Origin of the sequence: Pseudomonas sp. p106 (assembly GCF_003936645.1) — a bacterium.
Lineage (GTDB): Bacteria > Pseudomonadota > Gammaproteobacteria > Pseudomonadales > Pseudomonadaceae > Aquipseudomonas > Aquipseudomonas putida_E.
Genome location: NZ_RHQR01000005.1, coordinates 117,169 through 129,660 on the forward strand (window position 1 = coordinate 117,169; position 12,492 = coordinate 129,660).

The 12,492-nt window shown below is 61.0% G+C and carries 10 protein-coding genes; all 10 read left to right on the forward strand.

The annotated features are described in order from the left end of the window. The first annotated feature begins 138 nt into the window (after positions 1 to 138). Positions 139 to 1,236, forward strand: coding sequence for a polyamine ABC transporter substrate-binding protein (locus tag EGJ09_RS08440; protein WP_046786978.1), 1,098 nt, complete (start codon positions 139 to 141; stop codon positions 1,234 to 1,236). A gap of 160 nt (positions 1,237 to 1,396) precedes the next feature. After that, positions 1,397 to 2,491 carry a polyamine ABC transporter substrate-binding protein gene (locus EGJ09_RS08445; RefSeq protein WP_119689111.1) on the forward strand — a complete coding sequence of 365 codons (1,095 nt, stop codon included), beginning with the start codon at positions 1,397 to 1,399 and terminating at the stop codon, positions 2,489 to 2,491. Positions 2,492 to 2,551: 60 nt separating this feature from the next. After that, a complete protein-coding gene (potA, locus tag EGJ09_RS08450; RefSeq protein WP_012312231.1) occupies positions 2,552 to 3,694 on the forward strand; it encodes a polyamine ABC transporter ATP-binding protein in 1,143 nt (380 codons plus the stop codon). Positions 3,695 to 3,729: 35 nt separating this feature from the next. Then, the gene (locus EGJ09_RS08455; RefSeq protein ID WP_172655290.1) at positions 3,730 to 4,611 is read left to right on the forward strand and encodes an ABC transporter permease subunit; all 882 of its coding nucleotides are present in this window, start codon (positions 3,730 to 3,732) and stop codon (positions 4,609 to 4,611) included. After that, positions 4,608 to 5,501: an ABC transporter permease subunit gene (locus tag EGJ09_RS08460; protein WP_125923605.1), complete on the forward strand. Its 894-nt coding sequence runs from the start codon at positions 4,608 to 4,610 to the stop codon at positions 5,499 to 5,501. The genes EGJ09_RS08455 and EGJ09_RS08460 overlap by 4 nt, the downstream gene beginning before the upstream one ends. A 207-nt stretch (positions 5,502 to 5,708) precedes the next feature. After that, positions 5,709 to 6,797: an efflux RND transporter periplasmic adaptor subunit gene (locus EGJ09_RS08465; protein ID WP_046786980.1), complete on the forward strand. Its 1,089-nt coding sequence runs from the start codon at positions 5,709 to 5,711 to the stop codon at positions 6,795 to 6,797. After that, positions 6,794 to 7,861, forward strand: coding sequence for an efflux RND transporter periplasmic adaptor subunit (locus tag EGJ09_RS08470; protein WP_046786981.1), 1,068 nt, complete (start codon positions 6,794 to 6,796; stop codon positions 7,859 to 7,861). The genes EGJ09_RS08465 and EGJ09_RS08470 overlap by 4 nt, the downstream gene beginning before the upstream one ends. Continuing rightward, positions 7,858 to 10,911, forward strand: a complete 3,054-nt coding sequence (locus EGJ09_RS08475; protein WP_046786982.1) for an efflux RND transporter permease subunit — start codon at positions 7,858 to 7,860, stop codon at positions 10,909 to 10,911. The genes EGJ09_RS08470 and EGJ09_RS08475 overlap by 4 nt, the downstream gene beginning before the upstream one ends. Before the next feature lie 185 nt (positions 10,912 to 11,096). Continuing rightward, the gene (gene oscA, locus EGJ09_RS08480; RefSeq protein ID WP_125923606.1) at positions 11,097 to 11,279 is read left to right on the forward strand and encodes a sulfur starvation response protein OscA; all 183 of its coding nucleotides are present in this window, start codon (positions 11,097 to 11,099) and stop codon (positions 11,277 to 11,279) included. A gap of 48 nt (positions 11,280 to 11,327) precedes the next feature. After that, a complete protein-coding gene (locus EGJ09_RS08485) occupies positions 11,328 to 12,335 on the forward strand; it encodes a sulfate ABC transporter substrate-binding protein (RefSeq protein ID WP_125923607.1) in 1,008 nt (335 codons plus the stop codon). Positions 12,336 to 12,492 lie beyond the last annotated feature (157 nt).

Below are 12,492 nucleotides of genomic sequence, written 5' to 3' on the forward strand. Positions count from 1 at the left end.
CGTTACAAGGGGATGGTTTCCTTGAAACAGCGCCTTGTAACTTGCCAGACTAGCGGCTGTTTCAGTCGCCCGGCGCTCTGCACGGTAGGTTCTGGCTGCTGAACAGATGGCTAAATAAAAAATTCTGGAGCATGACGCATGAAGAAAATGGGCAAGACGTTGCTGGCCGCCGCCCTGATGGGTGCCATGGCCACCGCTGTACAGGCTGAAGACAAGGTGCTGAACGTCTACAACTGGTCGGACTACATCGCTCCGGACACCATCGCGAAGTTCGAAAAACAGACAGGCATCAAGGTCAAGTACGACGTCTTCGACAGCAACGAAACCCTGGAAGCCAAGCTGCTGGCGGGCAAGTCCGGCTATGACGTGGTCGTGCCGTCCAACAACTTCCTGGCCAAGCAGATCAAGGCGGGGGTCTACGAAGAGCTCGACCGCTCCAAGCTGCCGAACTGGAAGAACCTCGACGAAGACCTGCTCAAGGCCGTCGGTGACGCCAGCGACAAAGGCAACAAGCACGCTTTCCCTTACATGTGGGGCTCGATCGGCATCGGCTACAACCCGGAGAAGGTCAAGGCCGCGCTGGGCGTCGACAAGATCGATTCGTGGGACGTCGTGTTCAAGCCTGAGAACATCGAGAAGCTCAAGAGCTGTGGCGTGAGCTTCCTCGACGCCCCGACCGAAATGCTGCCAGCCGCGCTGCACTATCTGGGCCTGCCTAGCGACAGCACCAAGAAAGAAGACCTGAAGAAGGCCGAGGACCTGTTCCTGAAGATTCGTCCTTCGATCACCTACTTCCACTCGTCCAAATACATCGGCGACATGGCCAACGGCAACATCTGCGTGGCCGTCGGGTACTCGGGTGACCTGGAGCAATCCAAAGCCCGCGCACACGAAGCCGGCGACAAGGTCAAGGTCGACTACATCATCCCGAAAGAAGGCGCTGGCACCTTCTACGACATGGTCGCCATCCCCAAGGATGCCGAGCACAAGGACGCCGCCTACAAGTTCATGGACTTCCTGATGCAGCCGGAAATCATGGCCGAGATCACCAACGCCGTACGTTTCCCGAACGGTAACGCTGCTGCGACCCCGTTGGTGGACAAGGACATCACCAGCGACCCGAGCATCTATCCACCTGCCGACGTGAAAAAGCACCTGTACGCGATCGCCGCGCCAGAAGCTGCTGCCCAGCGTCTGATCACCCGCAGCTGGACCAGGATCAAGTCGGGCAAGTAAGCCCGATGCAAGACCTCTGGGCCGGGGTTTTCCGGCCCAGAGCCGGTGAATGGCAATTGATGATTGCGGCATCGTGGCTGCGAGGGTAAGTTGCGCGCCGGTTTTGCGTGCGCGGCAGCGCTGCGCCGTTACCAAGGCACTGATTGTGAGGACCACCCACTTGTCTATTTCTGTATTACGCAAAGCCTTCATGGCTGGAGCGGGCCTGACGCTGGCATGCAGCGTCCAAGCGGCGCCTACGGTGCACTTCTACAACTGGTCCGACTACATTGGCCCGACCACGCTCGAAGACTTCGAGAAAGCCACGGGTATCAAACCTGTGCAGGACGTGTTCGACTCCAACGAAACCTTGGAAGGCAAGCTGCTGGCCGGCAACACCGGTTATGACGTGGTAGTGCCGTCCAACCATTTCCTCGGCAAGCAGATCAAGGCGGGCGCGTTCCAGAAGCTCGACAAGAACCTGCTGCCCAATTATTCCAACCTGGACCCGGCGTTGATGAAGCGCCTGGAAAAGAACGACCCAGGCAACCAGTACGCCGTGCCTTACCTGTGGGGCACCAATGGCATCGGCTACAACGTCGACAAGGTCAAGGCGGCACTGGGCGTGGACACCATCGATTCCTGGGCCGTGCTGTTCGAGCCCGAGAACATGAAGAAGCTCTCCCAATGCGGCGTGGCGTTCCTGGATTCGGCGGATGAAATGCTGCCGGCGGTGCTCAACTACATGGGGCTGGACCCCAACAGCACCAACCCCAAGGACTACGAGAAGGCCGAGCAGAAGCTGCTGGCGGTACGCCCGTACGTAACCTACTTCCACTCGTCCAAGTACATCACGGACCTGGCCAACGGCGACATCTGCGTCGCGGCAGGTTTTTCCGGCGATGTGTTCCAGGCCAAGGCCCGCGCTGAAGAAGCGAAGAAGGGCGTGAACCTGGCCTACGCGATTCCCAAGGAAGGCGGCAACCTCTGGTTCGACGTGCTGGCGGTCCCCAAGGACGCCAGGAACGTCAAAGAGGCTCACGCCTTCATCAACTATTTGCTGAAACCTGAGGTTATCGCCCAGGTCAGTGATTACGTCGGTTACGCCAACCCGAACCCCAAGGCTGGCGACCTGATGGACCAGGCCGTGAGGACTGACGCCGCGGTTTACCCACCGCAGGAAGTGCTGGACAAGATGTTCGTCAACAGTGAGTTGCCACCGAAGGTGCAACGTTTGATGACCCGCAGCTGGACCAAGGTCAAGTCGGGCAAGTAACAATCCAGGCCCGCCGCCAAAGCAGGGGCGGGCACACAAATCTTGTTGGGAGTTTCACTCATGGCAGTTGCCTCCGGTGCCTATAAGAAAGCCCTCGAGGGTGGCCAGCAACCCAAGCAGGTGTTGGTCAAGATCGACCGGGTCACAAAAAAATTCGACGAAACGGTAGCGGTGGACGATGTGTCGCTGGAGATCCGCAAGGGCGAAATTTTCGCCCTGCTCGGTGGCTCCGGTTCGGGCAAGTCGACCTTGCTGCGTATGCTGGCCGGTTTCGAGCGCCCGACTGAAGGGCGTATTTTCCTCGATGGCGTAGACATCACCGACATGCCGCCCTACGAGCGGCCGATCAACATGATGTTCCAGTCCTACGCGCTGTTCCCGCACATGACCGTGGCGCAGAACATCGCCTTCGGCTTGCAGCAGGACCGGATGCCCAAGGCCGAGATCGACGCCCGCGTGGCCGAGATGCTCAAGCTGGTGCACATGACCCAGTACGCCAAGCGCAAGCCGCACCAGCTCTCCGGTGGTCAGCGTCAGCGTGTGGCCTTGGCCCGTTCGCTGGCCAAGCGCCCCAAGCTGTTGCTGCTCGACGAGCCAATGGGCGCGCTGGACAAGAAGCTGCGCTCGCAGATGCAGCTGGAACTGGTCGAGATCATCGAGCGCGTGGGCGTGACCTGCGTGATGGTGACCCACGATCAGGAAGAGGCCATGACCATGGCCCAGCGCATTGCCATCATGCACCTGGGCTGGATTGCCCAGATCGGTTCGCCTGTGGATATCTATGAGACGCCCACCAGCCGCCTGGTGTGCGAGTTCATCGGTAACGTCAACCTGTTCGAGGCCGAAGTGATCGACGATGCCGAAGGCCATGCGCTGATCGCCTCGCCGGAACTCGAGCGCAAGATCTACGTTGGCCACGGTGTGTCCACTTCGGTTGAAGACAAGCACATCACCTACGCCCTGCGCCCGGAAAAAATGCTGGTGACTACCGAGCAGCCGGATTTCGAGCACAACTGGTCGCGCGGCAAGGTCCATGACATCGCCTACCTGGGCGGCCACTCGGTGTTCTACGTCGAGCTGCCCAGCGGCAAAGTGGTCCAGTCTTTCGTCGCCAACGCCGAGCGCCAGGGCACCCGCCCGACCTGGGGCGATGAAGTGTACGTCTGGTGGGAAGACGACAGCGGCGTGGTACTGCGGTCATGAAACTGCGCAAGCTCAAGCGAGCCTTCCAGCGCCTTATCCCCGAGGGGCGGCACCTGGTGATCGGTGTGCCGTTCATCTGGCTGTTCCTGTTCTTCATGCTGCCGTTCTTCATCGTGTTGAAGATCAGCTTTGCCGAAGCCGACGTGGCGATCCCGCCGTATACCGAGATCTACAGCTACGTCGAAGACAAGGTGCAGCTGGTAATCAACCTGGCCAACTATGGCCTGTTGACCGAGGATGAGCTGTACATCTCGGCCTATCTGGGCTCGCTGAAGATGGCCTTCATCAGCACCGTGCTGTGTTTGCTGATCGGCTACCCGATGGCCTATTCGATTGCCAACGCACGCAAGGAAACCCAGACCGTGCTGTTGCTGCTGATCATGATGCCGACCTGGACCGCGATCCTGATCCGCGTCTATGCCTGGATGGGCATCCTCAGCAACAACGGCCTGCTCAACGGGTTCCTGATGTGGACCGGGCTGATCGACCAGCCGTTGCAGATCCTCAACACCAACCTGGCGGTGTACATCGGCGTGGTCTATTCGTACCTGCCGTTCATGATCCTGCCGCTGTTCGCCAACCTGGTAAAGCACGACCAGAGCCTGCTCGAAGCCGCATCGGACCTGGGCTCGAGCACCTTCAACAGCTTCTGGAAGATCACCGTGCCGCTGTCGAAAAACGGCATTATCGCCGGCTGCATGCTGGTGTTCATCCCGGTGGTGGGCGAGTTCGTCATTCCGGAACTGCTGGGCGGCCCGGAAACCCTGATGATCGGTAAGGTGCTGTGGCAAGAGTTCTTCAACAACCGTGACTGGCCGGTGGCCTCTGCCCTGGCGGTGGTGATGCTGGCGATCCTGATCGTACCGATCCTGCTGTTCAACCGTAGCCAGGCCAAAGAAATGGAGGGCAGGGCATGAAGCGCTTCAGTTTCTCCAAGCTGATGCTGGTGCTCGGCTTGCTGTTCATCTACCTGCCGATGCTGATCCTGGTGATCTATTCGTTCAACGCCTCCAAGCTGGTAACGGTGTGGGGCGGCTGGTCGATCAAGTGGTACGTCGGCCTGCTCGACAACACCCAGCTCATGGGGTCGGTGATGCGCTCGCTGGAGATCGCCTGCTACACGGCGGTGGCGGCGGTGGCTTTGGGTACCCTGGCAGCCTTCGTGCTGACCCGGGTCACCCGCTTCAAGGGCCGCACGCTGTTCGGTGGCCTGGTCACTGCACCGCTGGTGATGCCTGAAGTGATCACCGGTCTGTCGCTGTTGCTGCTGTTCGTGGCCATGGCGCAGACGATCGGCTGGCCGCAGGAACGGGGCGTGGTCACCATCTGGATCGCCCACACCACGTTCTGCGCGGCTTATGTGGCGGTAGTGGTGTCGGCGCGCCTGCGCGAGCTGGACCTGTCGATCGAAGAAGCGGCCATGGACCTGGGTGCCAAGCCGTGGAAGGTGTTCTTCCTGATCACCATCCCGATGATTGCGCCGTCGCTGGCGGCGGGCGGCATGATGTCGTTCGCCCTGTCGCTGGATGACCTGGTACTGGCCAGCTTCGTGTCCGGGCCTGGTTCGACCACCTTGCCGATGGAAGTGTTCTCCGCTGTGCGCCTGGGCGTGAAGCCGGAGATCAACGCCGTGGCCAGCCTGATCCTGCTGTCGGTGTCATTGGTGACCTTCATGGTCTGGTACTTCAGCCGCCGCGCCGAAGAGCATCGCCGCAAGGCGATCCAGCAGGCGATCGAGGAGGGTGCTGCGGCCAGCGTGTCGCAGCCGCAGATCAAACGCACGACGGCAGCCGCAGCGTCGGCCTGAGCGCGGTAGTCGCGGGCAAGCCCGCTTCCACAGGTAGGTTGCACGCCGCGAGGGCTGCATCGATCCAGTGGAAGCGGGCTTGCTTGTTTCAGGGCCCGCATTGTCGCCATGACCGCCCAACTGACTTTGATCAGTGTTTTTTCTGAACCCTGATCTACGCTAACAGTCGCATCCCACGAATCATTTGCGCGCAAGCCAGGAGCCTGCATGAGGGTGACGCGTTCACTGTTGGTCGTAGGCTTGGGGCTGCTTGGCCTGCTCACAGGTTGCAGCAAGGAAGAGGCTCCCGAGGTTTTGCCACGGGTCGGTGTATTGCAAGTCCAACCCACTGACTTCGCCGCCAGGGTCACCCTGACCGGTGATGTGCAGGCGCGTGTGCAGACTGATCTCTCGTTTCGCGTGGGTGGCAAGATCATCTCGCGCAGCGTTGACGTGGGCGATCATGTGAAGGCCAATCAGGTGCTGGCCCGGCTGGACCCCAAAGACCTGCAGAACAATGTCGATTCGGCCAAGGCCGAGGTGTTCGCCGCTCAGGCGCGCGTCACCCAGACCAGCGCGGCCTTCGTCCGCCAGCAAAAGCTCTTGCCCAAGGGGTACACCAGCCAGAGCGAATACGACTCGGCCGAAGCATCGCTGCGCAGCAACCAGAGCGCGCTCAAGGCAGCCCAGGCGCAACTGGCCAATGCCCAAGAGCAACTGGGCTACACCGCATTGGTGTCGGAGGCTGATGGGGTGATCACCGAGCGCCAGGCCGAGGTCGGTCAAGTGGTCCAGGCGACCATGCCGATCTTCAGCCTGGCCACCGATGGCGACCGCGATGCAGTGTTCAACGTCTACGAATCGCTGCTGGTGGCACCGCCCAGCGATGCAGGGGTGATCGTCAGCCTGCTGGACGACCCCAAGGTCCAGGCGCATGGCTTCGTGCGCGAAATCACCCCCACGGTATCGGCGCAAAGCGGCACGGTGCAGGTCAAGGTAGGCCTGAAAGACGTGCCAGCAGGTATGCAACTGGGCGCCCCGGTGACCGCCACCACCAATGCTCAGGGCCGGCCCAGCGTTGAACTGCCTTGGTCGGCGCTGACCAAGGCCCTGCATGACCCCGCCGTGTGGGTGGTGGGCGAGGGTGACAAGGTGGAATTGCGCAAAGTCGAAGTCAGCCGTTACCTCACCGGCAAGATCGTGGTCGCCAGTGGCCTGAAGGGTGGCGAAACCGTGGTGGTCAAAGGCGGGCAACTGCTGCACCCCGGCATGCAGGTGCTGAAGGTCGACGCCAAGGCCCAAGGGGGCGAGCTATGAAGCGCCTGCTGCTGATGCTGTCGGCCGGCATACTGCTGGCCGGCTGCAGTAACGAGGAAGAGGCATCAGTGCCGATTCGGCCCGTGCTGTCGGTCAAGGTCGAACCCCAGGTGCAATCGCAGTTGGGCCGTTTCGCTGGCAGTATCCAGGCGCGTTTCGAAAGCACCTTGGGTTTCCGGATTTCCGGGCGCATTGCCCGGCGCTGGTTGGACGTGGGCGCCCAGGTGAAGGCGGGTGACACCCTGGCCACGCTCGACCCGACCGACCAGCAGAACCAGCTGCGCGCCGCCGAAGGCGACTTGGCCAAGGTGCAGGCGCAATGGATCAACGCCCAGGCCGATGCCCGTCGCCAACAGCAGTTGTACGACCGCGGCGTTGGCGCCCAGGCCCAGCTGGATATCGCCCAGACTAACCTGAAAACCACCAGCGCAGCGCTCGAGCAGGCGCGCTCTGCGCTCAGCCAGGCTCGTGACCAACTCGACTACAGCACCCTGCGCACCGATCACGCCGCGGTGATCACCGCGTGGCAGGCCGAAGCCGGGCAAACCGTTACCGCAGGGCAAGCCGTGGTGACCCTGGCCCGGCCGGATGTGAAGGAAGCGGTGATCGACCTGCCGATCGGCCTGGCCGAGCAGTTGAGCAAAGGCCTGACTTTTACCGTTGCCTCGCAACTCGACCCGACCATCAATACCACAGCCAGCCTGCGCGAGCTGGAGCCCCAGGCCGACGCCACCACCCGTACCCGGCGGGCCCGCCTGACCCTGGCCAGCACGCCGCCGGCGTTCCACCTTGGCACCGCCATCAGCGTGACCCTGAGCTCGGAGGTGAGGCCGCGTAGCGAGCTGCCCTTGAGTGCTTTGCTGGAGCGTGACGGCAAGACCCAGGTATGGGTGATCGACACGCAGCAGAAGACTGTTGCCACCCGTGACGTGGTGTTGATCGACCGCACCGCCGACAGCATCGTCCTGACGTCGGGCTTACAGCCCGGTGAGCGCGTCGTTACCGCAGGTGTGAACAGCCTCAAGCCTGGCCAGAAGGTCACCTTCGACGAGGATGCGCAATGAAAGGAAGCTTCAACCTCTCCGAATGGGCGCTCAAGCACCAGTCATTCGTGTGGTATCTGATGTTCGTTGGCCTGCTGATGGGGATATTTTCGTACTTCAACCTCGGGCGTGAGGAAGACCCGTCATTCACCATCAAAACCATGGTCATCCAGACCCGCTGGCCAGGTGCGACCCAGGACGAAACCCTCTACCAGGTCACCGACCGCATCGAGAAAAAGCTCGAAGAGCTGGATTCCCTCGACTACACCAAAAGCTACACCCGTCCGGGTGAGTCCACCGTTTACGTGTACCTGCGCGACACCACCAAAGCCAAGGACATCCCGGAAATCTGGTACCAGGTGCGCAAGAAGATCCAGGACATCCGCGGCCAGTTCCCGCAGGGTATTCAGGGGCCTGCCTTCAACGACGAGTTCGGTGACGTATTCGGCTCGGTCTACGCCTTTACCTCTGATGGGCTGACACTGCGCCAGCTGCGCGACTACGTTGAACAGGCCCGCGCTGAAGTGCGCGAAGTGCCCAACATCGGCAAGATCGAACTGATCGGTACCCAGGACGAAGTGCTGTACCTGAACTTCTCGACCCGCAAACTGGCGGCGCTGGGCATCGACCAGCGCCAGGTCATGCAGGCCCTGCAATCACAGAACGCGGTAACGCCTGCCGGGGTGATCGAGGCGGGGCCAGAGCGCATTTCGGTGCGTACCACCGGGCAGTTCGCTTCCGAGAAAGACCTGCAAACCGTCAACCTCAGGATCAACGACCGCTTCTTCCGCCTGGCCGATATCGCTGATATCGAGCGCGGCTACGTCGACCCGCCGACGCCAATGTTCCGCTTCAACGGCCAGACCGCAATCGGCCTGGCCATCGGCATGAAAGCCGGTGGCAACATGCAGGTATTCGGTGCGGCGCTGAAGAAAAAAATGGACAGCGTGATCACCGACTTGCCGGTCGGGGTAGGTGTGCACACCGTGTCAGACCAGGCGGTGGTGGTAAAGCAGGCAGTCGGCGGCTTCACTAGCGCGCTGTTCGAAGCGGTGGTGATCGTATTGGCGGTGAGCTTTATCAGCCTCGGTGTGCGTGCTGGGTTGGTGGTGGCGTGCTCGATCCCGTTGGTGCTGGCGATGGTGTTCGTGTTCATGGAGTACAGCGGTATCACCATGCAGCGGATCTCGCTGGGCGCGCTGATCATCGCCCTCGGCCTGCTGGTGGATGATGCGATGATCACCGTGGAGGTCATGGTCACGCGGCTGGAGATGGGCGAGACCAAGGAGCAGGCAGCTACGTTCGCCTATACCTCTACCGCATTCCCCATGCTCACCGGCACCTTGGTGACCGTTGCCGGCTTCGTGCCCATTGGGCTCAATGCCAGCTCGGCGGGTGAGTACACCTACACACTGTTCGCGGTAATCGCCGTGGCGTTGATCGTGTCGTGGGTGGTGGCCGTGTTCTTCGCGCCGGTACTGGGCGTGCATATCCTGAGCAGCAAGCTCAAGGCTCACAAGGAGCAGACCGGGCGAGTAGGACGAGCGTTCGAGGGTGGCCTGCTGTGGTGCATGCGCAACCGCTGGCTGACCATCATCGGCACGGTACTGTTGTTTGCTTTGGCGATCTTCTGCGAGCGTTTCGTGCAGAACCAGTTCTTCCCGTCCTCGGACCGCCCGGAAATCCTCGTCGACCTCAACTTGCCGCAAAACGCTTCGATCGAGCAGACGCGCAAGGTGGTGGACCGTTTCGAGGCGCGGATCAAGGACGACCCGGACCTGGTGCACTGGAGCACTTACATTGGCCAGGGCGCTATCCGTTTCTACCTGCCCCTCGACCAGCAGTTGCAGAACCCCTACTACGCACAGTTGGTCATTGTCAGCAAGGGTTTCGAAGAGCGCCAGGGCATGATGAAGCGCTTGCAGAAGATACTGCACGAAGAGTTCGTGGGCATTGGCAGCAACGTCCAGTCGCTGGAGATGGGCCCGCCAGTGGGCCGGCCAATCCAGTATCGGATCAGCGGCGCCGACATCGATCAGGTGCGCCGGCATGCCATCGACCTGGCTACCCTGCTGGACCAGAACGAGCACATCGGCGAGATGATCTACGACTGGAACGAGCCGGGTAAAGTGTTGCGCGTGGAAATCGCCCAGGACAAGGCGCGTCAGCTGGGGCTGTCGTCCGAAGATGTGGCCAATGTGATGAACAGCATCGTCAGCGGTGTGCAGATCACCCAGGTCAATGACAGCATTTACCTGGTCAATGTGGTTGCGCGGGCTGAGGACAGCGAGCGGGGTTCGCCTGATACCCTGCAGAACCTGCAGATACTCACCCCTGGCGGCACCTCGATTCCGCTGCTTTCGTTCGCCACCGTGCGCTACGAGCTGGAGCAGCCGCTGGTATGGCGCCGCGACCGCAAGCCGACCATCACCATCAAGGCCTCGGTCAACGGCGACATCCAACCCACCGATCTGGTGGCCCAGCTGAAGCCGGAGATTGACGAGTTCGCCAGCAAGCTGCCGGTGGGCTTCGAAGTGGCCACTGGCGGTACGGTGGAGGAGAGCGCCAAGGCGCAAGGGCCTATCCGCAAGGTGATCCCACTGATGCTGTTCCTGATGGCAACGTTCCTGATGATCCAACTGCACAGCGTGCAGAAGTTGTTCCTGGTGGTCAGCGTGGCGCCGCTTGGGCTGATCGGCGTGGTGCTGGCGCTGGTGCCCACGGGGACGCCAATGGGCTTTGTGGCGATCCTCGGCATCCTGGCGCTGGCAGGTATCATCATCCGTAACTCGGTGATCCTGGTAACGCAGATCGATGAGTTCGTGGCGCAAGGCTTTTCGCACTGGGACGCGGTGGTGGAAGCCACCAACCATCGGCGCCGGCCGATCCTGCTGACCGCTGCGGCGGCGAGCCTGGGCATGATCCCGATTGCCCGCGAGGTGTTCTGGGGGCCGATGGCCTACGCCATGATTGGTGGGATCATCGTTGCGACGCTGCTGACGCTGCTGTTCCTGCCGGCGCTGTATGTGGCCTGGTACAAGATCCGCGAGCCTCAGAAGCAATCCAGTTAGTCCTGCAGAAAGCTGGGGCCGCAGTGCGGCCCTTTAGCGAACTCAGCGAATAATAATTCTGGTTATATAAAAATTCTTAAACAGTATTTTTAAGAATATCAGCGCCTCTCTACTATTGCTCTCAAGCCAGGCGCATACCCCCTTCAAAAACCTCTGCCCGGCACCTCACTCACAGGAGAGCGAGCATGAGTGCATCTGTGCGCAGCATTGACGGTCAGGACGAAGCCACCATTGTGCGTGAGATCCAGAGCGCTCTGCGCGATCTGCGTTTCGGTGCGGTGGAGATTACCGTGCACAACGGTCAGGTCGTGCAGATCGAGCGTAAAGAGAAGTTCCGCCTGCAACAGCCCGGCAACAAACCCAGCTGATCACGCACCACACACAAAACTAGAAAAATGCCAATCGGGAGCTTCACCATGTCCATCCGCCGTTATGCGCTCGCCGCCTTGGCCAGTGCCGTTTTTGCCGGTTCCGCCATCGCCAAGGACTACGAACTGCTGAACGTGTCCTACGACCCGACCCGTGAGCTGTATCAGCAATACAATGCTGAATTCATCAAGCACTGGCAGCAGTCTCACCCGGACGACAAGGTGAAGATCCAGCAGTCCCATGGCGGCTCGGGCAAGCAGGGCCGCGCGGTAATCGACGGCTTGCGCGCCGACGTGGTGACCCTGGCCCTGGCGGGTGACATCGACGAGATCGCCAAGCTGGGCAAGACCCTGCCGCAGGACTGGCAGAAGCGCCTGCCGGACGCCAGCACCCCGTACACCTCGACCATCGTGTTCCTGGTGCGCAAGGGCAACCCGAAAGGCATCAAGGACTGGGGTGACCTGATCAAGAAGGACGTTGCGGTCATTACCCCCAACCCTAAAACCTCCGGTGGCGCGCGCTGGAACTTCCTCGCCGCCTGGGCCTACGGCCTGAAGCAAGGTGGTAGCGAAGCCAAAGCCAAGGAATACGTGCAGGAGCTGTTCAAGCACGTGCCGGTTCTGGATACCGGTGCCCGTGGCTCGACCATCACGTTCGTCAACAACGGCCAGGGTGATGTTCTGCTGGCCTGGGAAAACGAAGCTTTCCTGGCGCTGAAGGAGGACGGCGGTGGCGACAAATTCGAGATCGTCGTGCCTTCGCTGTCGATCCTGGCCGAACCGCCTGTGGCGGTGGTCGACAAGAACGCTCAGAAGAAGGGTAATGAACAGATCGCCGAGGAGTACCTCAAGCACCTGTACAGCGCGGCTGGCCAGAGAATCGCTGCCGAAAACTTTTACCGCCCACGTGACGCGAAGGTCGCTGCCGAGTTCGGCAAGCAATTCCCGAAACTGGATCTGGTGACTATCGACAAGGACTTCGGTGGCTGGAAGACAGCACAGCCCAAATTCTTCAATGATGGCGGGGTGTTCGACCAGATCTATCAGGCGCAGTAAACAGCCATGGAGAAGCGGGGCCGCCTTGCGGCCCTTTCGCGACACAAGGCCGCTCCTACAGGTAGAGCGTGGCCTGCGTCGCGTAAGGGCTGCGCAGCAGCCCCAGGATTCACAAGCCTGCACCCGCCTAGCACATCCGCCGGGCTTCGTGCGTTAA

What these genes read in the sequence shown, in the direction of transcription:
- EGJ09_RS08475 (WP_046786982.1), top strand. Translation starts at nt 7,858, where the DNA reads ATGAAAGGAAGCTTCAACCTCTCCGAATGGGCGCTCAAGCACCAGTCA.
- EGJ09_RS08460 (WP_125923605.1), top strand. Translation starts at nt 4,608, where the DNA reads ATGAAGCGCTTCAGTTTCTCCAAGCTGATGCTGGTGCTCGGCTTGCTG.
- oscA (WP_125923606.1), top strand. Translation starts at nt 11,097, where the DNA reads ATGAGTGCATCTGTGCGCAGCATTGACGGTCAGGACGAAGCCACCATT.
- EGJ09_RS08440 (WP_046786978.1), top strand. Translation starts at nt 139, where the DNA reads ATGAAGAAAATGGGCAAGACGTTGCTGGCCGCCGCCCTGATGGGTGCC.
- potA (WP_012312231.1), top strand. Translation starts at nt 2,552, where the DNA reads ATGGCAGTTGCCTCCGGTGCCTATAAGAAAGCCCTCGAGGGTGGCCAG.
- EGJ09_RS08485 (WP_125923607.1), top strand. Translation starts at nt 11,328, where the DNA reads ATGTCCATCCGCCGTTATGCGCTCGCCGCCTTGGCCAGTGCCGTTTTT.
- EGJ09_RS08465 (WP_046786980.1), top strand. Translation starts at nt 5,709, where the DNA reads ATGAGGGTGACGCGTTCACTGTTGGTCGTAGGCTTGGGGCTGCTTGGC.
- EGJ09_RS08470 (WP_046786981.1), top strand. Translation starts at nt 6,794, where the DNA reads ATGAAGCGCCTGCTGCTGATGCTGTCGGCCGGCATACTGCTGGCCGGC.